The organism is Streptomyces spororaveus (assembly GCF_016755875.1).
GTDB classification, from domain to species: Bacteria; Actinomycetota; Actinomycetes; order Streptomycetales; family Streptomycetaceae; genus Streptomyces; species Streptomyces spororaveus.
This window is the reverse complement of the sequence record NZ_BNED01000005.1, coordinates 6,745,342-6,770,196: the sequence shown is the minus strand read 5'-3', so window position 1 is coordinate 6,770,196 and position 24,855 is coordinate 6,745,342. Positions and strand designations below refer to the sequence as shown.

At 72.4% G+C, this 24,855-nt stretch carries 25 protein-coding genes and 2 tRNA genes; 11 read left to right on the top strand and 16 right to left on the bottom strand.

From position 1 onward, the window contains the following. Positions 1-46: 46 nt before the first annotated feature. The 4 genes from Sspor_RS33155 to Sspor_RS33140 all read right to left on the bottom strand — a co-directional run bounded on the left by Sspor_RS33155 (position 47) and on the right by Sspor_RS33140 (position 3,055). The gene (locus Sspor_RS33155) at positions 47-799 is read right to left on the bottom strand and encodes a YebC/PmpR family DNA-binding transcriptional regulator (protein ID WP_030765687.1); all 753 of its coding nucleotides are present in this window, start codon (positions 797-799) and stop codon (positions 47-49) included. A 57-nt stretch (positions 800-856) separates the two neighbouring features. After that, the gene (gene pdxT / locus Sspor_RS33150; RefSeq protein ID WP_202202381.1) at positions 857-1,450 is read right to left on the bottom strand and encodes a pyridoxal 5'-phosphate synthase glutaminase subunit PdxT; all 594 of its coding nucleotides are present in this window, start codon (positions 1,448-1,450) and stop codon (positions 857-859) included. Positions 1,451-1,456: 6 nt separating this feature from the next. Next, positions 1,457-2,374 carry a pyridoxal 5'-phosphate synthase lyase subunit PdxS gene (pdxS, locus tag Sspor_RS33145; protein ID WP_030010552.1) on the bottom strand — a complete coding sequence of 306 codons (918 nt, stop codon included), beginning with the start codon at positions 2,372-2,374 and terminating at the stop codon, positions 1,457-1,459. 138 nt (positions 2,375-2,512) lie between these two features. Next, on the bottom strand, positions 2,513-3,055 hold the full coding sequence (locus Sspor_RS33140; RefSeq protein WP_202202380.1) for a LemA family protein: 543 nt from the start codon (positions 3,053-3,055) through the stop codon (positions 2,513-2,515). Positions 3,056-3,164: 109 nt separating this feature from the next. On the opposite strand from Sspor_RS33140, the gene Sspor_RS33135 reads away from it, so the two are divergent. Then, on the top strand, positions 3,165-3,755 hold the full coding sequence (locus Sspor_RS33135; RefSeq protein ID WP_202202379.1) for a hypothetical protein: 591 nt from the start codon (positions 3,165-3,167) through the stop codon (positions 3,753-3,755). 4 nt (positions 3,756-3,759) lie between these two features. On the opposite strand, the gene Sspor_RS33130 is transcribed toward Sspor_RS33135, so the two are convergent. The 3 genes from Sspor_RS33130 to pgsA are packed head-to-tail and all read right to left on the bottom strand — an operon-like array spanning position 3,760 to position 6,499. After that, entirely contained in the window at positions 3,760-4,932 is a 1,173-nt protein-coding gene (locus Sspor_RS33130) for a glycosyltransferase family 4 protein (protein WP_202202378.1), read from the bottom strand. Beyond that, complete coding sequence (locus Sspor_RS33125) at positions 4,932-5,834, bottom strand: phosphatidylinositol mannoside acyltransferase (RefSeq protein ID WP_202202377.1); 903 nt, start codon at positions 5,832-5,834, stop codon at positions 4,932-4,934. Before Sspor_RS33125 ends, Sspor_RS33130 begins: the two co-directional genes overlap by 1 nt. Further along, complete coding sequence (gene pgsA / locus Sspor_RS33120) at positions 5,834-6,499, bottom strand: phosphatidylinositol phosphate synthase (RefSeq protein ID WP_202202376.1); 666 nt, start codon at positions 6,497-6,499, stop codon at positions 5,834-5,836. The genes Sspor_RS33125 and pgsA overlap by 1 nt, the downstream gene beginning before the upstream one ends. 325 nt (positions 6,500-6,824) lie before the next feature. On the opposite strand from pgsA, the gene Sspor_RS33115 reads away from it, so the two are divergent. The 3 genes from Sspor_RS33115 to Sspor_RS33105 all read left to right on the top strand — a co-directional run bounded on the left by Sspor_RS33115 (position 6,825) and on the right by Sspor_RS33105 (position 11,280). Continuing rightward, entirely contained in the window at positions 6,825-9,020 is a 2,196-nt protein-coding gene (locus tag Sspor_RS33115) for an elongation factor G-like protein EF-G2 (RefSeq protein WP_202202375.1), read from the top strand. Positions 9,021-9,166: 146 nt separating this feature from the next. Beyond that, the gene (locus tag Sspor_RS33110; RefSeq protein ID WP_202202374.1) at positions 9,167-10,831 is read left to right on the top strand and encodes an AbeC-like domain-containing protein; all 1,665 of its coding nucleotides are present in this window, start codon (positions 9,167-9,169) and stop codon (positions 10,829-10,831) included. Between the two features lie 41 nt (positions 10,832-10,872). Beyond that, positions 10,873-11,280: a DnaJ family domain-containing protein gene (locus Sspor_RS33105; protein WP_202202373.1), complete on the top strand. Its 408-nt coding sequence runs from the start codon at positions 10,873-10,875 to the stop codon at positions 11,278-11,280. A gap of 172 nt (positions 11,281-11,452) precedes the next feature. On the opposite strand, the gene Sspor_RS33100 is transcribed toward Sspor_RS33105, so the two are convergent. Then, positions 11,453-12,013, bottom strand: coding sequence for an HIT family protein (locus tag Sspor_RS33100; protein ID WP_030387176.1), 561 nt, complete (start codon positions 12,011-12,013; stop codon positions 11,453-11,455). A 94-nt stretch (positions 12,014-12,107) separates the two neighbouring features. Further along, positions 12,108-14,084, bottom strand: coding sequence for a threonine--tRNA ligase (gene thrS, locus Sspor_RS33095; RefSeq protein ID WP_202202372.1), 1,977 nt, complete (start codon positions 14,082-14,084; stop codon positions 12,108-12,110). A gap of 152 nt (positions 14,085-14,236) precedes the next feature. Here thrS and Sspor_RS33090 point away from each other — a divergent pair, with 152 nt between their 5' ends. Next, positions 14,237-14,746 (top strand): GNAT family N-acetyltransferase, encoded by a 510-nt coding sequence (locus Sspor_RS33090; RefSeq protein WP_202202371.1) that lies wholly within the window; start codon positions 14,237-14,239, stop codon positions 14,744-14,746. Between the two features lie 10 nt (positions 14,747-14,756). Beyond that, complete coding sequence (locus Sspor_RS33085) at positions 14,757-15,266, top strand: DUF4232 domain-containing protein (protein WP_202202370.1); 510 nt, start codon at positions 14,757-14,759, stop codon at positions 15,264-15,266. A gap of 7 nt (positions 15,267-15,273) precedes the next feature. On the opposite strand, the gene Sspor_RS33080 is transcribed toward Sspor_RS33085, so the two are convergent. Both Sspor_RS33080 and Sspor_RS33075 read right to left on the bottom strand, forming a co-directional pair. Continuing rightward, positions 15,274-16,479, bottom strand: a complete 1,206-nt coding sequence (locus Sspor_RS33080) for a hypothetical protein (protein WP_237404130.1) — start codon at positions 16,477-16,479, stop codon at positions 15,274-15,276. After that, complete coding sequence (locus Sspor_RS33075; RefSeq protein ID WP_202202369.1) at positions 16,479-17,057, bottom strand: DUF4365 domain-containing protein; 579 nt, start codon at positions 17,055-17,057, stop codon at positions 16,479-16,481. Before Sspor_RS33075 ends, Sspor_RS33080 begins: the two co-directional genes overlap by 1 nt. 202 nt (positions 17,058-17,259) lie before the next feature. Between Sspor_RS33075 and Sspor_RS33070 the strand changes: the two genes are divergently transcribed. Beyond that, on the top strand, positions 17,260-17,985 hold the full coding sequence (locus Sspor_RS33070) for a 3'-5' exonuclease (RefSeq protein ID WP_150256619.1): 726 nt from the start codon (positions 17,260-17,262) through the stop codon (positions 17,983-17,985). 66 nt (positions 17,986-18,051) lie between these two features. Here the strand turns inward: Sspor_RS33070 and Sspor_RS33065 are convergent. Further along, positions 18,052-18,123 (bottom strand) — tRNA-Val (locus tag Sspor_RS33065). Positions 18,124-18,274: 151 nt separating this feature from the next. Between Sspor_RS33065 and Sspor_RS33060 the strand changes: the two genes are divergently transcribed. Then, entirely contained in the window at positions 18,275-20,617 is a 2,343-nt protein-coding gene (locus Sspor_RS33060; protein WP_202202368.1) for an SCO7613 C-terminal domain-containing membrane protein, read from the top strand. Between the two features lie 62 nt (positions 20,618-20,679). Here Sspor_RS33060 and Sspor_RS33055 read toward each other — a convergent pair. Together Sspor_RS33055 and Sspor_RS33050 are read right to left on the bottom strand one after the other, a co-directional pair. Next, positions 20,680-20,751: transfer RNA gene (locus Sspor_RS33055), tRNA-Val, on the bottom strand. Positions 20,752-20,797: 46 nt separating this feature from the next. Then, the gene (locus Sspor_RS33050; RefSeq protein ID WP_202202367.1) at positions 20,798-21,280 is read right to left on the bottom strand and encodes a TIGR02611 family protein; all 483 of its coding nucleotides are present in this window, start codon (positions 21,278-21,280) and stop codon (positions 20,798-20,800) included. A 177-nt stretch (positions 21,281-21,457) separates the two neighbouring features. Between Sspor_RS33050 and Sspor_RS33045 the strand changes: the two genes are divergently transcribed. Beyond that, complete coding sequence (locus tag Sspor_RS33045) at positions 21,458-21,871, top strand: SsgA family sporulation/cell division regulator (protein ID WP_030011909.1); 414 nt, start codon at positions 21,458-21,460, stop codon at positions 21,869-21,871. Positions 21,872-22,069: 198 nt separating this feature from the next. Further along, positions 22,070-22,690 carry a CGNR zinc finger domain-containing protein gene (locus Sspor_RS33040; protein ID WP_202202366.1) on the top strand — a complete coding sequence of 207 codons (621 nt, stop codon included), beginning with the start codon at positions 22,070-22,072 and terminating at the stop codon, positions 22,688-22,690. Between the two features lie 214 nt (positions 22,691-22,904). Here Sspor_RS33040 and Sspor_RS33035 read toward each other — a convergent pair whose 3' ends face one another. Beyond that, positions 22,905-23,348 carry a hypothetical protein gene (locus Sspor_RS33035; RefSeq protein ID WP_202202365.1) on the bottom strand — a complete coding sequence of 148 codons (444 nt, stop codon included), beginning with the start codon at positions 23,346-23,348 and terminating at the stop codon, positions 22,905-22,907. Positions 23,349-23,524: 176 nt separating this feature from the next. On the opposite strand from Sspor_RS33035, the gene Sspor_RS33030 reads away from it, so the two are divergent. Beyond that, a complete protein-coding gene (locus Sspor_RS33030; RefSeq protein WP_202202364.1) occupies positions 23,525-24,034 on the top strand; it encodes a DsbA family protein in 510 nt (169 codons plus the stop codon). On the opposite strand, the gene Sspor_RS33025 is transcribed toward Sspor_RS33030, so the two are convergent. Next, a complete protein-coding gene (locus Sspor_RS33025) occupies positions 24,031-24,855 on the bottom strand; it encodes a GNAT family N-acetyltransferase (RefSeq protein ID WP_202202363.1) in 825 nt (274 codons plus the stop codon). The two genes, Sspor_RS33030 and Sspor_RS33025, sit on opposite strands and share 4 nt — an antisense overlap.

The window sequence follows — 24,855 nt, the reverse complement described above, 5'->3', positions numbered from 1 at the left end:
TGTCCCCGCCGGCCCGCTGCCCTGTGCTGTGAGCGGTGGACGCCGCTCAGGCGTCGACCTTCTCCATGACCTCGTCCGAGACGTCGAAGTTGGCGAAGACGTTCTGCACGTCGTCGCTGTCCTCCAGCGCGTCGATCAGCTTGAAGATCTTGCGCGCGCCCTCTTCGTCCAGCTCGACCTGCATGGTCGGCAGGAAGTTGGAGTCGGCCGAGTCGTAGTCGATGCCGGCCGCCTGGAGCGCGGTGCGGACCGCGACCATGTCGGTGGCCTCGCTGATGATCTCGAAGCTCTCGCCGAGGTCGTTGACCTCTTCGGCGCCGGCGTCGAGGACCGTCTCCAGGACGTCGTCCTCGGAGAGTTCGCCCTTGGGCAGGAGGACGACACCCTTGCGGTTGAACAGGTACGAGACCGAGCCCGGGTCGGCCATCGAGCCGCCGTTGCGGGTCATGGCGACGCGCACGTCGGACGCGGCACGGTTGCGGTTGTCGGTGAGGCACTCGATGAGCACCGCGACGCCGTTCGGACCGTAGCCCTCGTACATGATCGTCTCGTAGTCGGCGCCGCCGGCCTCGAGACCGCCGCCGCGCTTGACCGCGGAGTCGATGTTCTTGTTCGGGACCGAGCTCTTCTTGGCCTTCTGGATGGCGTCGAAGAGCGTCGGGTTGCCATCGATGTCGGCGCCGCCCATCCGGGCCGCGACCTCGATGTTCTTGATCAGCTTCGCGAAGAGCTTGCCGCGCTTGGCGTCAACCACGGCCTTCTTGTGCTTCGTCGTAGCCCATTTAGAGTGGCCGGACATCTGCCTGTCTCCTTCGCGTCACCAACAGTGTTCGTCTCCGATCCTACCGGGAGCCCGTTACAGCCCCGCGCGCACCATGTCGACGAAGTACGCGTGAACGCGGTCGTCTCCGGTCAGCTCGGGGTGGAACGAGGTCGCCAGGACGTTGCCCTGGCGCACGGCGACGGTGTGGCCGTCGTACGTGGCGAGCACCTCGGCGGCGGCGCCGACCGACTCGACCCAGGGTGCGCGGATGAAGACGCCCTCGACCGGGCCGCCCGCTATGCCCGCGAAGTCGATCTTCGCTTCGAAGGACTCGTTCTGGCGGCCGAACGCGTTGCGGCGGACGATCATGTCGATGCCGCCCAGGGTCTCCTGGTCGTCACGGCCGTCCAGGAGCTTGTCCGCCAGCATGATCATGCCGGCGCAGGTGCCGTACACGGGCATGCCGGCTGCCACGCGCTCGCGCAGCGGCTCCAGCATGCCGAACAGCACGGCGAGCTTCGACATGGTGGTGGACTCGCCGCCGGGGATCACCAGGGCGTCGACCTCGGCGAGCTCCTCGGGACGCCGGATCGGCCTGGCCACGGCGTCCGCCGCGGCCAGGGCGATCAGGTGCTCCCGTACGTCGCCCTGGAGAGCCAGGACACCGATCACGGGGGTGTTCGTCATGACCGATTACCAGCCGCGGTTGGCGTAGCGCTCGGACTCGGGGAGGGTGTCGCAGTTGATGCCGACCATGGCCTCGCCCAGGTTGCGGGAGGCGTCCGCGATGATCTTCGGGTCGTCGTAGAAGGTGGTGGCCTTCACGATGGCGGCGGCGCGCTTGGCCGGGTCGCCCGACTTGAAGATGCCGGAGCCGACGAAGACGCCCTCGGCGCCGAGCTGGCGCATGAGCGCGGCGTCGGCCGGGGTGGCGACGCCACCGGCGGAGAACAGCACGACCGGGAGCTTGCCGAGCTCGGCTACTTCCTTGACGAGCTCGTACGGGGCGCGCAGCTCCTTGGCGGCGGCGAACAGCTCGTTGTTGTCGTAGCCGCGCAGGCGGGCGATCTCGTTCTTGATCTGGCGCAGGTGACGGACGGCCTCGACCACGTTGCCGGTGCCGGCCTCGCCCTTCGAGCGGATCATGGCCGCGCCCTCGGCGATGCGGCGCAGGGCCTCGCCCAGGTTGGTGGCGCCACAGACGAAGGGGGTGGTGAACGCCCACTTGTCGGAGTGGTTGACCTCGTCGGCCGGGGTCAGGACCTCGGACTCGTCGATGTAGTCGACGCCGAGGGACTGCAGGACCTGGGCCTCGACGAAGTGGCCGATGCGGGACTTGGCCATGACCGGGATCGAGACGGCCTCGATGATCTCTTCGATCATGTTCGGGTCGGACATGCGCGCGACGCCGCCGTCCTTGCGGATGTCGGCCGGAACCCGCTCCAGGGCCATGACGGCCACGGCGCCGGCGTCCTCGGCGATCTTCGCCTGCTCGGCGTTGACCACGTCCATGATCACGCCGCCCTTCAGCTGCTCGGCCATGCCGCGCTTGACGCGCGAGGTGCCGATCGCCGACTCGGCGGACTGGGGGGAGGTGGGAAGCGTGCTCACGGATTGACCTCACTCGGAAGGAAGACGGGGTACTGCTCGTACTACTCGGCTGAGGAAACCCCAGGGGTTCAGTCCACTACAAGGGCCAATATGGAGCCCGTGGCCCCTTGATTTGTCCCTCGCGGCCCTTGGGAGCGCCTAGACCGGCCGTTCCGCAAGATCCACCGGCGGCTCGTCGTCCATTTCGAAGGCGAGCGGGAAGGGCGCGTGTCCCGCCAGTCTGAACCAGCGGACCTTGCGATGCCTGCGCAGCGCGCGGGCGGCCCGTACCGAGTCGTTGAGGAAGCGCCGGGCCATCGGCACCCGGCGGACGGCCGCCGCCAGCTCCTCCGTGGCCTCCGCCCCGCCCGGGGCCGCCTTGAGCACGTCGACCTGGTCGGCGTCGGCGAAGACCGCCCGCAGCGCCTGGCTGAGCTCGCTCTCGGCCACCTCACGGTGGTCCTCCTCGGCCTGCCGGGCGGCGTGCGCGGCCTCGTACAGCACCAGGGAGGAGGCGGGGTCGAGCACCCCGGAGGTGGCCACCTCCAGCACGACGGAGGCCCGTCGCACGAGCTGGGCGTCGAGCGCGGCCCGCGCGGCGTCCATCCGCGAGTGCAGCCGGTCGAGCCGGCCGGCGGTCCAGCTGAGGTAGACCCCGATGACTCCGAGAGCCAGGGCGATCCAGACAAGGGTTTCGATCACGCTGCGCGACCCTACCGCTCCACGCGCCCCCGACCCCCATCGGCCCTGGCCCGGGCCGCTCCCGGACCAGTAAGGTCCATGATCCATAAACATCGGGGGGACGGGACACATGAAGTCGCACCGCAGAACAACGGCACGCGCACTGCTCGCGGTGGCCGCCGCACTCGCGGCGGCGGCCCTGGCCGCCTCCTTCTGGGGCGGTTCAAACGGCGGGCTCGTCGTGATGAACCAGGTGCACGGCCACTTCGTCGGCATGGGCTGGGTGACGCTGGTCGCCCTGGTCGGCGGGATCCTGCTGGGAGCACGGAAGACGGCGACGCGCCTCGCCCTGGGACTCCCGGTGGCCATTCTCGGAGTCATGGTCATGAGCCTCGCCACCATGCTGGCCATGCTGGCCGGTGGGCAGGAACAGACGCAGAGTCTGACGGCCCCCGGCCGGGACGACCGTCGCCTGGTCGTCGAAGAGGGCTCGGCCATGATCGACCCGCTGTGGTACGTGTACCTCCAGCAGGGCAGCTGGCCCCGGGAGCGCCGTTGGGCCGTCGGCTACTTCAACGGCGACGCCACCGACAACGAGCTCCGCGAGGCCGTATGGACGGCCCCCGACCGGATCCGCCTGACCACCTCGGGCGGCGTGGTCCACGAGGTGACCGTCGCCCCCGGCGGACGGCCCGACCAGGTCGTCTCCGCCGGGTGGTGACGCCTCAGGACGACGTGGTGTCCTTCGAGAAGCCGAGGCGGGTGCGGAGCGGGACGCGTTCGTCCGTGGCCACCGCCGCCGCGCCGTCCGTCACCGTCTCGTAGACCGCCAGGATGTCCGCCCCGACCGTGGACCAGTCGAAGCGGCGGACGTGCGCCGACCCGCGGGCGCTGAGCTCGGCGCGGCGCTCCGGGTCCCGCAGCAGGGTGATCGCCGCCGCCGCGAGGGCGTCGGCGTTCTCGTTGGCGAAGAGGTCGCCCGCGCCGCCCTGGTCCAGGACCTGCGCGAAGGCGTCCAGGTCCGACGCGAGCACGGCCGCACCCGCCGACAGGGCCTCGACCAGGATGATGCCGAAGCTCTCGCCTCCGGTGTTCGGGGCGACGTACACGTCGACGCTGCGCAGCAGCCGCGCCTTGTCCTCGTCCGAGACCATGCCGAGGAATTCGACCCGCTTGCGCAGATCCGCGGGCAGGGAGGCCACCGCCTCCTCCTCGTCGCCGCGGCCCGCCACGAGCAGCCGTACCTCCGGGCAGGCCTCCACGATCTTCGGGAAGGCCGCCATCAGCACCGGCAGCCCCTTGCGGGGCTCGTCGATCCGGCCGATGAAGCCCAGGGTCTGCCCGGACCACTCCGGGTTGGGTTCGGCCTTGGCGAAGAAGTCCACGTCGACGCCGTTGGGGATGACGACCGCGTCGCCGCCCAGGTGCTCCACCAGCGTGCGCCGCGCGTACTCGCTCACCGCGATCCGCGCGTTGATCTTCTCCAGGGCCGGCTGGAGGATCGGGTACGCCGCGATCATCGCCCGGGAGCGGGGGTTCGAGGTGTGGAAGGTCGCCACGATCGGCCCCTGCGCCGCCCAGCAGGACAGCAGGCCCAGCGAGGGCGAGGCCGGCTCGTGGATGTGGATCACGTCGAAGGTGCCGTCGTGGAGCCAGCGCCGTACCCGGGCCGCCGACAGGAAGCCGAAGTTCAGGCGGGCCACCGAGCCGTTGTACGGAACCGGAACCGCCCGCCCGGCCGAGATCACGTACGGCGGCAGCGGGGTGTCGTCGTCCGCCGGAGCGAGCACCGACACCTCGTGGCCGAGCCGGATCAGGTGCTCCGCCAGGTCCCGGATGTGGAACTGGACGCCACCGGGCACGTCCCACGAGTACGGGCACACGATGCCGATCTTCACTACGGGCGCTCCTCCAGGTCGTCCAGCCACAGCCGCTGCAGCATGTGCCAGTCCTCCGGGTGCTCGGCGATGCCCCACGCGAAGGCGTCCGCGACCGCCTGGGTCATGAGGGCGGTCTTCTCGGTCCGGGTGCCGGTCTTCGGCACCTCCACCTCGGGGTGGATCCGGCCGTACATCGTCGGCGTGTCGCCGTAGTGCAGGGTCGCCGGGAGCAGCACCGCCCCGGTCTGCTGGGCGAGCAGCGCCGGCCCGGCCGGCATGCGCGCCGTGGCACCGAAGAAGTCCACCTCGACGCCGGAGGCCGACAGGTCCCGGTCCGCGACCAGGCAGACCATGCCGCCGGAGCGCAGCCGCCGGGCGAGGGTGCCGAAGGCGGCGCCGCCGCTGTGCGGCAGGACCTCCATGCCCAGGCTCTCCCGGTAGGCCACGAAGCGGTCGTAGAGGGTCTCGGGCTTGAGCCGCTCGGCGACCGTGGTGAACGGCGCCTTCATGTGGCCGATGGCCCAGGCCCCGGCGAGGTCCCAGTTGGCGAGGTGCGGCAGGGCGACGATGACTCCGCGGCCGGAGTCGAGTGCCTCGCGCAGGATGTGCTCGTCCGTGAACCCGACGTCCGTGCTGAACCGTTTCGGGTCCATGGTCGGCAGCCGGAAGGACTCCATCCAGTACCGCATGTACGAGCGCATGCCCGCCTGCGACAGCTCGCGCAGCCGCTCCGGACCGGCGTCGGGCACCACCCGGGCCAGATTCGACTCCAGGCGCAGCACGCTCTTGCCGCGCCGCTTCCACGCGAAGTCGGCGATGCGCCGGCCCAGGGCCACGGCGGCCGGTTCGGGCAGCTTCTTGACCCCGGCCCAGCCGAGCCCGTACAGCGAGTCGACCAGCTTGTCCTGCAGTGCTCCCATCAGGCCGTGCCGCCTTCGGCCGCGGCCTCCGCGGCGTCGGCCTCGGCCGACTCGCGGCGCACGGTGACGACCCGCTGGATCAGGGTGACGAGCGAGCCCACCGCCACGATCCACAGCGCGATCGGGAGCAGCACGCCGATCCAGGACGGCACGCCGAAGGTCTGCAGGCCGGACAGGCCGGCCGCGACCAGCGAGATCACCAGTCGCTCGGCCCGCTCGATGAGCCCGTTCACGGCGACCGGCAGCCCGATCGACTCGCCGCGCGCCTTGGTGTACGAGACCACCTGGCCGCTGGCCAGGCAGAAGATCGCCACCGCGCAGAGCGCGTTGTCGTTGCCGCTGCCCGCGTACCAGAGGGCGAGGCCGCCGAAGATCGCCGCGTCGGCGACCCGGTCGAGGGTGGAGTCGAGGAAGGCCCCCCACCGGCTGGAGACACCGGCCTGGCGGGCCATGTTCCCGTCCACCAGGTCGGAGAAGACGAAGAGGGTGATGGTGATCGTGCCCCAGAAGAACTCGCCTCGGGGGAAGAACCACAGCGCTCCGGCCACCACTCCGGCCGTGCCGATCAGGGTGACCGCGTCCGGGCTCACCCCCCGCCGGAGCAGAAAAGCGGCGAATGGCGTGAGAACACGCGTGAAGAATGCACGCGCGTACTTGTTCAGCATGGCCTTCCCGGAGGGTCGCTGGGCCGCACGGCCACCACGGCCACCGGCTGGCCCATCGTAGCCAGCACGCCACCGCCCGGACGCCGCGCACCCACCGGTTCGTGCCACGTAAGACGTACTTCACGCCGTGGACCGCCTCCGGCGGGCTCCGGGCGCGTCTTCGGGTACCTCCCCGGAACGACGTATGGACGTGGTGTGACACCAGTGCAAAGCTCGAAGAATCCCGCATTCCTCCTCCGGGGAGGCCGCCGGGACACCGATCAGGACACCGATCCCCCACACCACCCGACCCTCCTCACCGTCACCACCGGGAGGCACGAGCATCATGGGAGCCACATCACACCAAGCCGGAGCCGCCGGCAGGGCACTGACGGCCGACCGGCCCTCTTCCATCCGGAATGTCGTGCTGGTCGGCCACAGCGGATCCGGCAAGACCACGCTGGTCGAAGCCCTCGCCCTGACCGCTGGAGCGGTCAACCGGGCGGGCCGGGTCGAGGACGGTGCCACCGTCTCCGACTACGACGAGATCGAGCACCGCCGGCAGCGCTCCGTCCAGCTGTCCCTCGTCCCCGTCGAATGGGGCGGAATCAAGATCAATATCCTGGACACCCCCGGATACGCCGACTTCGTCGGGGAACTCAGGGCCGGTCTGCGCGCAGCGGACGCGGCCCTTTTCGTCGTCTCGGCCTCGGACGGCATCGACGGCGCCACCCGCATGGTCTGGGACGAGTGCGAGGCCGTCGGCATGCCGCGCGCCATCGTCGTGACCCATCTGGAGGCCGCCCGCTCCGACTACACGCAGATGGCCACCGTCTGCGGCGAGATCTTCGGCGCCGACGACCCCGACGCGGTCATCCCCCTCTACCTCCCCCTGCACGGCCCGGCCGGCCCCGACGGGCACGCCCCCGTCACCGGGCTGCTCGGCCTGCTCTCCCGGCGCGTCTACGAGTACTCCTCGGGCGAGCGCGTGGAGCGCGACCCGGACCCGGCCGAACTCGCCCTCATCACCGAGGCCCGCTCGCGCCTGATCGAGGGGATCATCGCCGAGAGCGAGGACGAGAGCCTCATGGACCGCTACCTCGGCGGTGAGGAGATCGACTTCAAGACCCTCGTCGACGACCTGGAGCGGGCGGTGGCGCGCGGCACCTTCCACCCCGTCCTGATGGCCGCCCCCGCCGCCGACGGCGCCCGCCAGGGCCTCGGCACCGTGGAACTCCTCGAACTGGTCACCGGCGGCTTCCCCACCCCCCTGGAGCGGGCCGCCGTCGCCGTCACCCGCCCCGACGGCTCGGCCCGCCCGGACGTCACCTGCGATCCCGACGGCTCCCTCGTCGCCGAGGTCGTCAAGACCTCCTCCGACCCCTACGTCGGCCGGGTCTCCCTCGTACGCGTCTTCTCCGGCACCCTGAAGGCCGAGGAGACCGTGCACGTCAGCGGGCACGGCCTCGCCGACCGCGGGCACGAGGACCACGATGTGGACGAGCGGGTCGGCAGCCTCTCCTCCCCCTTCGGCAAACAGCAGCGCGTCCTCACCCGGTGCATCGCCGGCGACCTGGCCTGCGTGGCCAAACTCACCCGCGCGGAGACCGGCGACACCCTCTCCGCCAAGGACGACCCGCTCCTCATGGCGCCGTGGACCATGCCCGACCCCCTCCTCCCCCTCGCCATCGAGGCCCACAGCAAGGCCGACGAGGACAAGCTCTCCCAGGGCCTGGCCCGGCTCGTCGCCGAGGACCCGACCATGCGGCTGGAGCAGAACCCGCACACCCACCAGGTCGTCCTGTGGTGCCTGGGCGAGGCCCACCAGGACGTCGCCCTGGAGCGGCTGCGCACCCGCTACGGCGTCCAGGTCGACCCCGTCCCCCACAAGGTGAGCCTGCGCGAGACCTTCGGCGCCAAGGCCGCCGGGCGCGGCCGGCACGTCAAACAGTCCGGCGGCCACGGCCAGTTCGCCGTCTGCGAGATCGAGGTGGAGCCGCTCCCGCCCGGCAGCGGCATCGAGTTCGTCGACAAGGTCGTCGGCGGCGCCGTGCCCCGCCAGTTCATCCCGTCCGTGGAGAAAGGCGTGCGCACCCAGGCCGCCCGCGGGGTCGCCGCCGGCTACCCGCTGGTCGACGTGCGCATCACCCTCCTCGACGGCAAGGCGCACTCGGTGGACTCCTCCGACGCCGCCTTCCAGACGGCCGGCGCCCTCGCCCTGCGCGAGGCCGCCGCCGAGGCCCGCATCGACCTCCTCGAACCGGTCGCCGAGCTCGCCGTCGTCGTCCCCGACGAGTACGTCGGCCCGGTCATGAGCGACCTCGCCGGCCGCCGCGGCCGCGTCGTCGGCACCGATCAGGCGGAGCCGGGGCGTACCCGGGTGCGCGCCGAGATCCCGGAGATCGAGATCGGCCGCTACGCCGTCGAGCTGCGCTCCGTCTCGCACGGCACCGGCCGCTTCGCCAGGGCGTACGCCCGGCACGAACCGATGCCGCCGCAGATCGCGGAAAAGGTGCGCGAACAGGCCGGGAAGGGAAGCTGATTGACGTAGCACCGGGTCGGCCGCCCACCCAACCAGCTTGCGGTGGGCGGCATTTCCCTGTCCCATGACCATGGGGCGGGATCCGCCGATAGGCTCGTCGGCGCACCAAAAGAGCAGGGACGCAAGGCGATGGGGGTGGGGCAGCGGTGGCGGACGACGGATTCGACTTCAGGCCCGGAGCGCAGGTTCCGCTGCTGGGCGGCGGGGGGCAGACGGCGGCGACCAACGCCCTCGCCTCGGCCGCCTACCGGGACGGCGGCAAGGACAGCAAGCTCGAGAAGATACTCACCGCCAACAACGAGAACCACCCCGCGACGGTCAAGCCCCCGAAGATCTCCCTCTTCGAGCCCAGCCTCGGCGAGGCCTTCTGCCGCGCCGTGGAGGCCCGCACGCTCGGGGGCGGCCGCAAGCCGCTGATCCAGTCCTTCGGCGCGGATCCGCAGACGGTGGTGGAGCACTGCCTGGCCGCCTCGCACATCCGCAAGGAACGCGACCGCAGGCTCCGGCTGATCATGCTGGTCTGCGGTGTGCTGTTCCTGCCCGGGCTGCTGCTGTGGCTGGGCCTGTTCCAGCTGCGCAAGAGCCTCGCCTCCAAGGAGGGCAGGGGCTCGTGGCTGGGCACCGTACTCCTCGTCGGCGTCGCCCTGGTGGTGGCGGTCCTGATGTTCAAGCTGCCGCTGACGGGCTTCCTCAGCCTGTACGCCCGCGGCATGATCATCGCCCCGGCCCTGGGCTGGCTGCTGGCCCGCCGCACCTGCGAGGCCACCGCCCAGGACCTGCGCTCCCGCTGGGACGGACTGCTGTCGGGCGGTGGGGTCGGCGCCAAGATCCCGGAGGCCGTGCCCGGCAACCCCGACGAGAAGGCCCGCGAGGACCTGCGCCACCAGCTCGCCAAGCTGACCGCTGAGGACCGTAGCAACCAGGTCTTCTACGCGGGCCCCAAGGGCATCCTCGGCATGGGCACCCGGTGGGGCAGCTGGCAGATGGCCGAGGAGCTGGCCCCCAAGAGCGAGGGCATGGAGATCCATCCCTTCCGCAGCTGGGACGTCATACGCGGGATCGACGCCCAGCTCCGCAAGCTGGAGCGGGGCCCCCTGCACACCGGCGGTTTCCCGCCCGCCGCGATCCAGCACTGGATCGTCACCCCGATCGGCGAGGGCGCCGCCGAGGTGGCCCGCCCCACCGGCGAGAACGTGGACGCCTTCCTCATCAAGCCGCACGAGATCACCCGGATCTGCAACGAGCAGCAGTTCAGCGCCGGCGACCGGCACTACCTGGGCATCCAGTACCCGCTCTGGGACGGACAGCTGGTCATCAACATGCTCGTCACGGTGACCGTGCTGTACAAGACGCTGCGCGTGGACGTCACCGCGCACGCCCTGGGCCCCGTGCACGGGCTGTTCACGTCCAAGTCCGCGGCCCCGGTGGTGGAGGTGCCCAAGAGCATCCGCTTCTGGGAGACCGTGGAGCGCCCGCTGCCGCTGGTGGACGCGCAGGAGGTGGTGCGCCTCGCGGTGCGGGCCCCGCTGACCTGGTACCCGCCGCTCCTGGATTTCTTCGGCGGCAAACTGGTCCTGCCCGAGCCGTTCGGCCTGCGTCACGTCTGGGCGAGCTCGATGTGGCGGCACCGGTTCATGGCGGACGACGCGCTGCGCACGGTGGCGCCGGTCCTGCGGTCGATCCATGCGGCGACCTTCAAGGTGCTGGAGGAGAACGGCGTCGACACGGACCGCTTCACGAACCGCTCCTCGATCATGAGCGGGCTCATCCAGGAGCCCGCTCCGCGCAAGGCCGACGTCTACGACGCGTAGGTAGGCTGGAGGGACGGCCGAGGAGGGACCGAGGAGGGACCATGACCGAGCGCAAGCCGCCGGGTGTCAGCTTCGAGTCCTTCGTGGACCGGCAGATCCGACAGGCCGCCGAACGGGGCGACTTCACGAGCCTGCCCGGCTACGGCAAGCCGCTGGCCTCGCTGGACGCGCCCTACGACGAGCAGTGGTGGATCAAGGACAAGCTGCACCGCGAGGGCTTCGCCGTCCTGCCCCCGGCGCTCGCGCTGCGCAAGGAGGCCGAGGACGCCGTGGAGAAGGTCCGGGCGGCCCGCTCGGAGCGTCAGGTGCGGGACGTCCTCACGGAGATCAACGAGAAGATCGCGGCGGCCCTGCGCAGGCCCCCGCCGGGCCCGCCCCTGGGCCTGACGGAGTTCGACGTCGAGGCCGAGGTACGGGCCTGGCGCCGGGACCGCCCGGACCGGGCCTGACGCCACGCCTAGGCCGTCTCTTCCGGATCTTGCCGGGCCCGGCCCGCCCGGCACGGCACCTCGCCGCGTTGTCGGGGCACCCGAGTACGTCCAGTACACGAGCGCCCCTCCGCCTTGCGATGCACCGCACCGGACGACCCGGGCTCATCCGACAAGATCCGAAAGAGACGGCCTAGTCGACAGGCCAGGCGTCGGCGAGCATCTGGCGGGTGTCCGCCAGGAGTTGCGGCAGCACCTTGGTGTGGCCCACGACCGGCATGAAGTTCGTGTCCCCGCCCCAGCGGGGCACGATGTGCTGGTGCAGGTGCGCGGCGATGCCGGCGCCTGCGGCGGCGCCCTGGTTCATGCCGATGTTGAATCCGTGCGCGCCCGAGGCCTTGCGCAGCGCGACCATCGCCCGCTTGGTGAGGTCGGCGAGCTCGGCCGTCTCCGGCCCGTCCAGCTCGGTGTAGTCGGCGACGTGCCGGTACGGGACGACCATCAGGTGGCCGCCGTTGTACGGGTAGAGGTTCAGCACGGCGTACACGTGCCGGCCCCGCGCAACGACCAGGCCGTCCTGGTCGGACATCTCCGGAATCCCGCAGAAGGGACAGCCGTCCCCGGCCTCCGGGCCGGTGGGCTTGTTCTCCCCCTGGATGTACGCCATCCGGTGGGGCGTCCACAGTCGCTGGAACGCGTCCTGCGTGCCCACACCGATCTGCTGCTCCGGCTGAGTCGTCATGGCGGCAAGCATATGACCTTGGCTTCGCGTACGAGGAAGGCCCCCGGAAAGTGATCACTTTCCGGGGGCCTTCGTGTGCCCCGCGTGCCGGGCCGGGTCGGCCGGATCAGACCTGGACGCGGTCCGCGACGACCTTGGCGAGCTTGGCCAGCGCCTCGTCCTTGGCGATGCCGTTCTCCTGCGAACCGTCGCGGTAGCGGAAGGAGACGGTGCCCGCGGCCATGTCCTCGTCACCGACGATGATCATGAACGGGACCTTGAGCTTCTGGTGGTTGCGGATCTTCTTCTGCATCCGGTCGGAGGAGGCGTCCACCTCGACCCGCAGGCCCTGCTTCTTCGCCGCCGCGGCGAATTCCTGCAGGTACTCGACGTGCCCGTCGCCGATCGGGATGCCGACGGCCTGGACCGGGGCCAGCCACGGGGGCATGGCGCCCGCGTAGTGCTCCAGCAGCACGGCGAAGAACCGCTCGATCGAACCGAACAGCGCGCGGTGGATCATGACCGGCCGCTGGCGGGAGCCGTCGGGCGCGGTGTACTCCAGGTTGAAGCGCTCCGGCAGGTTGAAGTCCAGCTGCACGGTCGACATCTGCCAGGTGCGGCCGATGGCGTCCTTGCACTGCACCGAGATCTTCGGACCGTAGAAGGCGGCGCCGCCCGGGTCCGGGACCAGCGGGAGACCCTGCTTCTCGGCGACCTGCGCGAGGACGGCGGTCGCCTCCTCCCAGGCCTCGTCCGAGCCGACGAACTTCTCCGGGTCCTTGGTGGACAGCTCCAGGTAGAAGTCGGTCAGGCCGTAGTCGCGCAGCAGGTTGAGCACGAAGGTGAGGGTCGTGTCGAGCTCCTCGGCCATCTGCTCACGGGTGCAGTAGATGTGCGCGTCGTCCTGGGTGAAGCCGCGGGCGCGGGTCAGACCGTGGACGACACCCGACTTCTCGTACCGGTACACGGTGCCGAACTCGAAGAGGCGCAGTGGCAGTTCGCGGTAGGAGCGGCCGCGCGCGTCGAAGATCAGGTTGTGCATCGGGCAGTTCATGGGCTTGAGGTAGTAGTCGGTACCACCGTCGAGCTGCATGGGGGGGTACATGCCCTCCGCGTACCAGTCCAGGTGGCCGCTCTTCTCGAAGAGGGCGCCCTTGGTGGCGTGCGGGGAGTAGACGAACTCGTAGCCCTCCTCCTCGTGCCGCTTGCGCGAGTAGTCCTCCATGACCCGGCGGATGATGCCGCCGCGCGGGTGGAAGACGGCGAGGCCGGAGCCGATCTCGTCCGGGATGGAGAAGAGGTCCAGCTCGTTGCCGAGCTTGCGGTGGTCGCGCTTCTCGGCCTCGGCGAGGAAGTCGAGGTGGGCCTTCAGCTCCTCCTTGGACGGCCACGCGGTGCCGTAGATGCGCTGGAGCATCGGGTTCTTCTCGCTGCCGCGCCAGTAGGCGGCGGCGTTGCGCATGAGCTTGAACGCGGGGATGTTCCGGGTGGTGGGCAGGTGGGGGCCTCGGCAGAGGTCCTTCCAGCACAGGTCGCCGGTCTTCGCGTCCAGGTTGTCGTAGATGGTCAGCTCGCCGCCGCCCACCTCGACGTTCGCGCCGTCGTCGGTGGACGCGGAACCCTTGATGCCGATGAGCTCCAGCTTGTACGGCTCGTCGGCGAGCTCCTCGCGGGCCGCCTCGTCGGTGACCACGCGGCGGGAGAACCTCTGGCCGCGCTTCTGGATCTCCTGCATCTTCTTCTCGATGGCCTTGAGGTCATCGGGGGTGAAGGGGCGGGCGACGTCGAAGTCGTAGTAGAAGCCGTTCTGGACCGGCGGGCCGATGCCCAGCTTGGCCTCGGGGAAGAGCTCCTGCACGGCCTGCGCCATGACGTGCGCGGTCGAGTGGCGCAGGATGTTGAGGCCGTCCTCGGAGGAGATCTCCACCGGTTCGACGGTCTCGCCGTCCTTCACCTCGTACGCGAGGTCCTTGAGCTCGCCCGCGACACGCGCGGCGACGATGGTGCGCTCGCCGGCGAAGAGCTCCGCCGCCGTAGTGCCCGTGGCCACCACGCGCTCGTCCCGCTCGGAATCGCGTTGGATGATCACACGGACGTCTGACACCGGTCTCTCCTGACTCAGGGGGTGCGCGGGCGAACGCCGCGCGCCTGAATCGTACCGAGCGGAGTGGCCGCGCCGCTAAACGGTTACCGCCCGGGCCGGGCCGGCCCCGGTCGGCGGGCCCGTCGGCGCGGGCCGCGGGTAGCGTGGCCCGCATGCCGCACCTACACACGCTGGACCTGAGCGACGACGCCGTCGCGGCGGCCGTGCACCGGATCGGGCGGTCCGCGTACGCCGTGGAGGCGGAGCGGATCGGCTTCGACGGCATCCCGGCCCTGGGCGAGAGCCTCGCCGAGATGCGGCAGACCGACCTCCGCTGGGTCGGCGCCTCCTCCGGGAACGGAGCACTGGCCGGCTTCCTCGCGTGGGCACCCGCGCCCGACGGTGCGGTCTCCATCGACCGGCTCTGCGTGGACCCGGCCCGGTTCCGGCGGGGTGTCGCCTCGCTGCTGCTGCGCCACGCCCTGACGGAACTGTTCCCGGACCGCCCGGTCGAGGTCACCACGGGAGCGGCCAATGCCCCCGCGGTGACCCTGTACCGACGCATGGGCTTCACCCGCGGGCCGGACTTCTCCCCCGTTCCGGGGCTGACCATGGCCTCCTTCCGCCGGGCCGCCGAAAGCACCCCGTGGGAAGGTGGAAGGGGATCTTCCGACCTGGCATGAGGTGACACCCATGAGAGTGACCAGGAAGGCGGCTGCCCTGGGCGCCGCGACGGCCCTGCTGGCGGGCGGGACGCTCGTCGGCGGCCCGGCGGTGGCGGCGCCCGCCGCCGCGTGCACCGGGGACCAGCTCTCGGACACCGGCGGCGCGGTGCGCACGGACTCCACCCACGTGCGGTTCACCGTGGTCAACAACGGCCCGGCCTGTACGCTGCGCGGCTTCCCGACGGTCGCCCTCGCGGGCCAGGGCTCCCCGGACAGCAACAAGCCGCTGCGCGTCCTCCCCCGGGGCGAGGCCCGGCCGGTGGTGCTGGCCCGGTTCGGGACCGCCTCGACGCTCCTGACCTTCACCCCGGTCCTCGGCGAGGCGGACGGCTACTGCGCCTCCGGCGCCGATCCGACCGTCGCGCCCTCGCTCGTGGTGGGCGTGGCGCGCACCGGATTCCAGGTGGCCCCCACCGACGGCGGCCAGTTCGCCCTGTGCGGCGACACCGTCCGCGCCACCGCCTTCCGCTCCCCCTGAGGGCCGCCTAGTCGTCCGACGGCAGGACGTCCTCCGGGTCGAAGGCCGCGTCCAGGGACTTCATCAGCCGGTCCCGTTCGACCTCGTCCATCGGGACCGGCGTCACGTCCGCCGCGTCGGACAACCGCCGGAAGCCGCCGCGCCGTTGCAGCCGGCCCGTGACCCGGACCGGCAGGCCCACCAGGTGGGCGTGGCCCGCGATGCGGTACGCCTCCTCGTCGAGGGCCGCCCGGACGTACGGGACCTCCGCCCCGGCCAGCACCCGCAGCCGTACGGTCCCCCCTCCCCCGGCGGCCTTGCGCCGCATCCGCACGACGGCCCCGGCGAGCCGGACCGGTACGGCGGGTTCCGCGCGGGTGTAGCGGGCGGCGGCCTCCCGCAGCACGGGCAGGTCGCCCGGGGAGAACTCCACCGGCTCGGGGCGGGCCGCGCAGCCCGCCGGGACCCCGGCCGCCGGTGCCCAGGCCAGGGCGATCCGGGCTCCCTCCGAGCCGCGGACCAGGGCGATGAGCGCCTCGGCGAGTTCCCGGCTGACCCCGGCGGCGACCGCCGCGTCGAAGGCCTCCATCCCGCCGGTGGCCCGCTGGTAGTCCACCGCCTCGCGGGCCGCGTGCAGGGCGTGGTGCAGCCGGGTCACCGTTCCCCGGCCGCCGTCCACCGGGACGTACGCGGTCAGCCGGCGCCCGCCCGGGGAGGGCCCCACCAGTACCCCGTCCAGGGTGCGTTCGGCCTGCGCCTGGTGCCGGGCCCCGTAGTACCCGGCCCGGGCCCGGTCGGCGAGGGCCCCCGCGAGCAGGAGCCGGCGGGCGGCCGAGCGCAGCTGTTCCTGCACGTGCCAGGAGGCCTCGCCCTGGTAGCCGTAGGGCCCCTCCGGTATCTCCCGCTCCCAGCGGATCTCGTCGCTGGGCACGCTCAGCCCGAGGAGCACCTCGCGCGCCGAGGGCAGTCCGCCGTGCGCGAGGGCGGCGAGCGCCTCCTCCATGAGGTCCGCGCAGTCGGGGAAGGTACGGCTCTCCGGGACGAGCAGGCTGGTGCCCGAGCGGCCGGGCGGGGTCCAGCGGCCGTACCGGCCGGCCGCGCCGCCGCGCCGCAGCCAGCCGTGCCGGTGCAGCAGCGCCCCGAGCACCTGCGGGTCGACCTGCGCGGGATCGGGGCCGCCCGGGGTGTACTGCGGGGACGGGAGCGGTTCGAGGTGCGGTGAGTGCAGGTTCATCAGGGTGTCCCTCCCGACCCGACCCGGGTCATGATCTCGCACAGCGCACGGTCGTCGAAGATCCGCGTGGTCGGGATCCGTACGGTGGTGCGGCGCCGGCCGGTCACGGGGTGCCCGGCGAGGTTGGTCCAGTAGCAGCAGTGCCTCAGGTCGAGCCGGTCGTGTCCGGCGGCGAGCCACTGGTCGCGCTCCCTCGGTACGAGCATCACGACGAGGATCTTGTGGACGGCGACGGGGGTCCGGGCCAGCTTCACCAGGTGCTCGTTGTCGAGGGTGAAGCCGAAGGTGGCCCCGGCCGGCCGCGGCGGTATCTGGTAGGTCGCCTTCAGCTGCACCTTGATGGTCACCTCGTCGTCGACGACGTGTTCGGGCGCTCCGTGGGAGACGTGCCAGTCGATGCCGTTGTCGGGGAAGGGCTGGGAGAGGGAGCACCCGGCGGCGGCCGCCACGGCGTGAAGGTATCCCACCTGGAGGGTCTCCATGCAGGCGGTGGTGGCGAGCGTGCCGCGCAGGGCCCCGGTCCGCGGACCTGTCCCCTCCTGCAGCACCCCGCCCGGTTCAGGCTGTGTGAGCGCCATGGCCGGCTCCCCCGTGCCTTGCGGGCTCTGCCGCGAGCGGGCTGGGTGACGACCGCTCATACGTACGGCCCCCCAGGGAAGTTGTCTCCGTACCCGACTGCCCGCAAACGGCGTACGGGGCAAACAGCACGGGTATCACCGATGCGGCGGGGCTGGTGTGTTCAGGAAGCTCCACCCGCCGCTCGGGGACGAGGAGTTCGCCATGACACGCTGGTACGAGGGCCCGCTGGCCGCATTCGACACGGAGACCACCGGGGTGGACGTCGAGCAGGACCGGATCGTGTCCGCCGCGCTCATCGTCCAGGAGTGTGCGGGCGGCCGGGTCCGCACCACGCGCTGGCTGGTCAATCCCGGGATTCCGGTGCCCCCGGGCGCCACGGAAGTGCACGGGCTGACCGACGAGCACCTGCAGCGTCACGGGCGCTGGCCGGCGCCGGTGGTGGAGGAGATAGCCCGGGCGCTCGGGGAGCAGCAGGTGGCGGGGCGGCCGGTGGTGGTGATGAACGCGCCGTTCGATCTGACGCTGCTGGACCGGGAGTTGCGCCGGCACCGGGCGTCGTCGCTGTCGCGCTACCTGGACAACCGGCCGCTGACGGTGCTGGACCCGCGGGTGCTGGACAAGCACCTGGACCGCTACCGCAAGGGCCGCCGGACGCTGACGGACCTGTGCGCCCACTACGGGATCGAGCTGGAGGGCGCGCACGACGCGGCGGCGGACGCGATGGCCTCGCTGGAGCTCGTCCGGGCGGTGGGGCGGCGGTTCGCGGCCCGGCTGGAGCGGCTGACTCCGGCCGAGCTGCACACGCTGCAGGCGGTGTGGCACGCGGCGCAGGCGCGCGGTCTGCAGGCGTGGTTCGCGCGTCAGGGGACGCCGGAGCCGGTGGATCCGCACTGGCCGCTGCGGCCGGACCTGTCGACGGCCGCGTAGGAGCCCTGGGACGGTGCCCGAACATGCGGAAGGCCGGTCCGTCAGTGACGGACCGGCCTGTCCCGGTGGGCGATACTGGGATCGAACCAGTGACCCCTTCGGTGTGAACGAAGTGCTCTCCCGCTGAGCTAATCGCCCGGGAACGCACTGAACAATACAGAAGGCTCGGGGCTGGTTCAAACCGCTTCCGCCGGCGGGCCCCCCGGGCTCCACGTCGGGTACCTACTCAGGACACATCTGAGTACGCACGCCCATGTCCTGACTGCGTGACCGCCGCCACACTCCGGATATGAACACGCCCCTGCCGCCCGCCGAAGAGCTGGCGCTCATCGACCGCGAGCTGGCTCAACTCGACGCCCGGCGGATGTATTTGCTGAGCCGCCGGGACTGGCTGCTGCGGCTGCTGCTCCAGCCCGGGTCCGGTCCCGCCCCCGTCCGCTGGGGGGCCGCAGTGCCGGCACCCGCAGCGGGACCGGCGAAGGACGCCTCCGCCCCGAGCGCGCAGAACGTGCTGCTCACCCTGGGCGCGGTGCTGCTGGCGGTGGCCGCGCTCGCGTTCACGCTGGTCAGCTGGGGGTCCATGGGGATCGCCGGGCGCTCTGCGGTGCTCGCCGCGGTGACGGCGGCGGCGCTGGGCACGCCCGTGCTCCTGCTGCGCCGCGGGCTGCGGTCGACGGCGGAGTCGGTCGCGGCGGTCGGCCTGCTGCTGACGGTGCTCGACGCGTACGCGCTGTACGCGGTCGGCATGCCGGACATGAACGGCACCGGTTACGCGGCGGGAGCGGCCGCCGTGCTGGCGACCGCGTGGGCCGGCTACGGCTCGGGACTGCGCGAGCTGCGGCTCCCGCTGCCCGCGGCGCTGCTGGCGGCGCAGTTCGCGCTGCCGCTGGCGGCGCTGGCCGCGCGGCCGGGCCCGGCGGCGCTCGGCTGGGCGCTGCTGGCGACGGCGGTACTGGACGCGGCGCTCGCCCTGCGGGTCCGGGCGGCGGCGGTCCCGGCGGCCGTGACGGGCGCGGGGGCGCTGCTGATCGGCCTGGCCCAGTCGTGGTCGGCCGGGTCGGCGCCGCAGGCCCTGGCCCCGGCGGCGCTGCTGCTGGCGGGAGGGGCCCTCGGGATCGCGGCGGCCTGGCGGGAGCCGCGCGCCTCGGCCGCGGCGCTGGTGGGCGCCCTGGCGGCGGTGGCCGGCCTGGGCGGGGTGGCCAGGCCGGTCCTGGACCCGGCCTGGACGGTGCTGGTGCACCTGCTGCTGGCGCTGCCGCTGCTGGCGGCGGTACGGGTTCCCGCGCTCCCGGCGGCGGTCCGGCGCGGGTCGGCCCTGGCCGGGGCCGCGGTGGCGTCCCTGGCGGCCCTGTCGGCGGGTGCGGCGGCGGCCACGGCCCTGGCGGCCCGGCTCCGGGTGCTGGCGGAGGTGTGGGCGGCGACGACCCCGGACCGGGACCCGCACGGGCCGGGGGCCGCGGCCGCGCTGATCCTGCTGATCGCGGCCGGGGCGGCCTGGTGGTCGGCGCGGGCGCTGTCCCGGCCCGAGCCGGTGGTGGTGGCGGTGGTCCTGGCCTGGGCGGGGCTGTTCACGGCTCCGGTGCTGCTCGGGTTCCCGGTGGCGGCGGTGTTCGCCGCGCAGCTCGCGGTGACGGGCGCGGCGGGTGTCCTGGCCCTGCGCTCCCCGGCGCGCGGGGCCCGGATCGCGGCCGCCGTGTGCGCGCTGACGGGCGCCGCGAACGTGTCCCTGGGCGCGCTGGACGGCCGGACGGCGACCTTCGCGGTCTGGGGGTTGCTGGGCGCGGGCTGCGCGGCGGGGGCGGCGTACGGGGCCGCCGCCCCGCGTCCGGTCCGGGCCGGGGCGGCCGCGTGCGCGGTCGGGTACGCCACGGGCGTCCTGGTGGCGGCGGGAGCGGTGTCGGACCTGGCGGTGGTCTGGTGGTCGCTGCCGGTGCTCGCGGTCCCGGCGGCGGTGGCGGCCCTCGGGCCGCGGCTGGGCGCGGTCCGGCTGCCCGTCGAGATCGCGGCGGGTGCGGCGGGTCTGCTGGCGGTCGGGCTGTCGGCGGGCCGGCCCGGGACGCTGGCGCTGGTCCTCGCCCTGGCCGGGGTGGTGTGCGCGGGCGCGGCGGTGCGGCCGGAGCGGCGGGCGCTGGGCTGGGCGGCCGGGGCGCTGCTGGTGGCGGCGACGTGGGTGCGGCTGGCCGAGGCCGGGGTGAGCACGCCGGAGGCCTACACGCTGCCGGTGACGGTGCCCGCCCTCGCGGTGGGGCTGCTGCGGCGGCGCCGGGACCCGCTGGCCTCGTCCTGGACGGCGTACGGCCCGGGCCTGGCGGCGACGCTGGTGCCGAGCCTGCTGGCGGCCTGGGGGGACACGGGCTGGACGCGTCCGTTGCTGCTGGGGGCGGCCGCGCTGGCGGTGACCCTGCTGGGTGCCCGGCGGCGGCTCCAGGCCCCGCTCCTGCTCGGCGGCGCCGTGCTGGCGGCGGTCGCGGTGCACGAGCTGGCGCCGTACGTGGTGCAGGTCGCGGGTGCGCTCCCGCGCTGGGTGCCGCCGGCCCTGGCCGGTCTGCTGCTGCTGGCGGTGGGCGCGACGTACGAGCGGCGCCTGCGCGACGCCCGCCGGCTGCGGGCCGCGATCGGCCGGCTGCGGTAGGCGGGACGCCGCGAACGCCAGAGGCCCGGAGACTGTGAAAGTCTCCGGGCCTCTGGTCCGGGTGGGCGATACTGGGTTCGAACCAGTGACCCCTTCGGTGTGAACGAAGTGCTCTCCCACTGAGCTAATCGCCCGGACGCACCGCAAACATTACCGCATGTCAGCGGTGCTCCTTGACCATCACTGGTCCTTGAGGCTCCACGGCATGACGAGCCCGTACTTCCACAGGTAGAAACCGATCAGCGCGCCCGCGATGACGAGGCCCGCGCTGGTCAGGATGATGTTGCGGCGGCGGACCTTGGGGTCGAGCGCCTTCTGTGCGGCCTCGGTGACTTTCCGCTTGGTCCAGCGCAGCACGAGGTGGGCCCAGGCGAACTCGGTGGCCCAGATCGCCAGGCCCGCGAAGATCGCGACCCAGCCGGGGCCGGGCAGGACGAGCATGGCGATGCCGGCGCCGATCACCGCGAGGCCGACGATGAAGACGCCGACCTGCCAGCTCAGGTGCAGGCTCCTGTTCCGCTTGATGAAGGCCGGGGCCTTCGACACGTGCGGCGTCTCCTCGGCGGCCTCGGTGGCGGCTTCCGCGGTCGATCCGGCGGCGGCTTCCGTGGCGGCGTCATCAGCGGCGGACCCGTGGGTTCCGCGGTCACTCCCCGTATTCATGGGTCCGAATCTACCGGAGCTCGATGCACACGGGAATGCGGGTTTGGATCCGCCGTCCGAGGGACCCAGAGGTCCGCAAAACGGTCAGAGGGGTTTACAACGGCACCGTAGGTGGCATGTCGATTTCGCCGACGTGCGAATCCCCGAGCGCACACTGAGCGAAAGGCCCTGGCGCTTATGAACACCACGGTCAGCTGCGAGCTGCACCTGCGCCTCGTTGTGTCGAGCGAGTCCTCACTGCCTGTTCCCGCGGGCCTGCGGTATGACACGGCCGACCCCTACGCCGTGCACGCCACCTTCCACACCGGCGCCGAGGAGACGGTCGAATGGGTATTCGCCCGCGACCTCCTCGCGGAGGGCCTCCACCGGCCCACCGGTACCGGCGACGTCCGCGTCTGGCCGTCCCGCAGCCACGGTCAGGGCGTCGTCTGCATCGCCCTGAGCTCACCGGAGGGAGAAGCACTGCTCGAAGCACCCGCCCGAGCACTCGAGTCGTTCCTCAAGCGGACGGACGCCGCGGTTCCACCCGGGACCGAGCACCGGCACTTCGACCTCGACAAGGAGCTCTCCCACATCCTGGCCGAAAGCTGAGCCAGGCCTACAGCCGCTCGACACCGTCCGACTCGGGGCGACGGTGCGGGTCGGACAACCACATACGGCAGTGCCGGCGCTGTTCCCGCGGAAGCCACCCGCGAGGACGGCGCCGGTGTGCTCCACGGAACCCGCTATTGTCGGGCGGCAGTGGCGGCGGCTCCCGCCGTCGCAGGCCCGGCCCCTGAGGGAGACCCCGTGCAGATCCCCCACGACACCCGTCGCGCGCTCGACGTCGTCGTCGCGCTGGTGAACACCGCGGCCGAGGCCGACCAGCCCGACGGACTCTCGGACATCGGCGAGCTGCGCGGATTCGTCCAGGAGTACGCGATCAGCGACGTGGGCGAGCTCAGCGCCCGCGACCTGGCGGGCGTCCGGACCGTGCGGGGAAAGTTCGCCCAGGTCTTCGCCTCCCCGAACCCGCGCGCGGCTTCCATACTGATCAACGAGCTCGTGGCCACGGCCGGCACCACTCCGCAGCTGACCGACCACGACGGCTACGACTGGCACGTGCACTACTTCGCCCCGGGCGCGTCGGTGGGCGACCACCTGGCGGCCGACGGCGGCATGGCGCTGGCCTTCATCGTGGTCTCCGGCGAGCAGGAACGGCTGCGCCGCTGCGAGGCCCCGGACTGCCGACGGGCCTTCGTCGACCTCTCCCGCAACCGCTCCCGGCGCTACTGCGACAGCCGGACCTGCGGGAACCGGCTGCACGTGGCGGCGTACCGGGCGCGGCGCAAGGAGGCCGACGCGGAGGCGTCAGAGCAGGAACAGATCGTGCACGGCGGCGAGCAGCAGCAGGATGCCGATCACCGCTAGGAAGATCATCAGGGGTGGCTGGGAGAGCGCGAAGAGACAGCCTCGCGGCTCCTCCACTCCAGGGGCGGGTACCGGCGGGTCACTGTGCGATGTGTCGAACATGTCGGGCCGATGATGGCGCAGCGCACCACCGACCGGCCCTCAACACGCCAGCATCCGCGCGGGAGTTCGCTCGATCTTGTGGACGAGGCCCGGTCCGGGCCTCGTTCCGTGCTCAGATCCCGTGCTTCTTGAGGATGGCCTCGATGTCGGAGAAGTCCTCCGCGGGGGCGGCCGGCTGCGTCTGCGAGCCGGACCGGGCGGTGCCCAGGGACGGCGCGGAGGCGGCCGGGGCGACGGCCCCGGCGGCCGGGCTCCCCTTGACCTTCTTCGCGGGCTTTTGGGGCTCACCGGAGGCGGGGAGGCCGCGGCGCTCGACGGCGCGGGTGGTCATGAAGAGCAGCCACGACAGCCCCAGGAGCCCGAAGCCGGCCCAGACGGTCGGGTCGAAGACCATCCCGGACACCCACTCCACGAACCCCGTCATCACCAGGGCGACCGGCACGAGCGCGTACGCGGCGATCCGCGTGGCGGCCAGGAAGCGCTTGCGGTAGGCGGTGACCGCGGCGATGCCCAGGCCCGCCACTGACACCGCGGAGCAAATGGTCTCGGCAAGCATGCGGTCCTCCGGACTCTCGACGGCTCGGCGATCTGTCCCTATCCATCCTGCACCGGCCGCCGCCGCGGCGGCCAGGTCCGGGGCCCCCGCCGGACGGATCTCCGGGACATCTCCGGGTCGCGCCTCCTCCCCGGGTCCCGGTCGGTGCGGCGGGCGGGGGCTGGGAGACTGTCCGTATGACCGATTCCGTGATCCTCGACGTCTGGTGCGAACTGCAGTGCCCGGACTGCCACCGCGCCCTGGACGACGTACGCGCCCTGCGGGCCCGCTACGGCGACCGGCTGGACATCCGGCTGCGCCACTTCCCTCTGGAGAAGCACAAGCACTCCTTCGCCGCGGCGCAGGCCGCCGAGGAGGCCGTCGAGCAGGGCCAGGGCTGGCCCTACGCGGAGGCCGTGCTGGCGCGCACCGCGGAGCTGGCCGAGCGCGGCGAGCCGGTCCTGCTGGACGTGGCGCGTGAACTGGGTCTCGACGTCGAGGAGTTCGACACCGCCCTGATCGACGGGCGGCACATCCTGATCGTCGACGCCGACCAGGCCGAGGGCAAGGCGATCGGCGTGAGCGGCACCCCGACGTACGTGATCGACGGGCAGCGCCTGGACGGCGGCAAGAGCCAGGACGGCCTGCGCGCCCGCATCGAGGAGATCGCCGACCGTCTGCTGGCGGACGCCGGAGACTCCCTCTAGATCAGGTCCTTCGCGTAGTTGTGGTCGGTGGGCCGGTAGCCGAGGGAGAGGTAGAGCCTCAGGGCCGGGGTGTTGTCGGTGAAGACCTGGAGCGCCAGCAGGCGGTGGCCGGCGGCGAGGGCGGCACCTTCGGCGAGCTCCATCAGGTGGCGGCCGTGGCCTTGGCCCCGGTGCTCCGCCCGGACCTCGATGTCGTAGACGTACGAGCCCGGCCCGCGCGGCGCGAGCCATACGTGTCCGACGGGCACCCCGGCGACCTCCAGGACGACGAAGTCGGCTCCCGGGGTGGCCAGGCCCCGGGGCAGCTGGCTCTCGTGGTCGGCCACCGACTTGGCACGGGCGGCCTCGGCGGACATGCCGCGGCTGCTCCAGTTCGCGGCGTAGGACTCGACGGCCCGGGCGTACCAGCCCTCGTACTCGGCGTCCGTCATGGGCCGGCCCCGCACCCCCTCGGGGAGGGCGGGCGGCTCGGCCGGCAGGTCCTTGGCCATGTTCCGGCTGTACTCGGTGTATCCGAGGGCCTCGGCCATGCACAGGCCCGCCTCCGAGTCCGCCGGGACCGAGACGCGGACCCGGCGGCAGCCCCAGCCGCGCAGCACTTCCTCGGCGGCGAGCGCGGCCACCGTGGCCCGGCCCCGCCGCCGGTCGCCCTGTTCGACGTCCAGGTCGCGGATCTCGCCGACCGTCGGCCCGAAGGCGGTGTCGGACGCGATCAGCAGGGCGCCGACCCGCCTGCTGTTGACCCGGATCTCGTACGGGCGCGAGCGCGCGCCGTCCGCCGTGTGCTGGAGCGGCCCGGACGGCCGCAGGGTGGTGGTCAT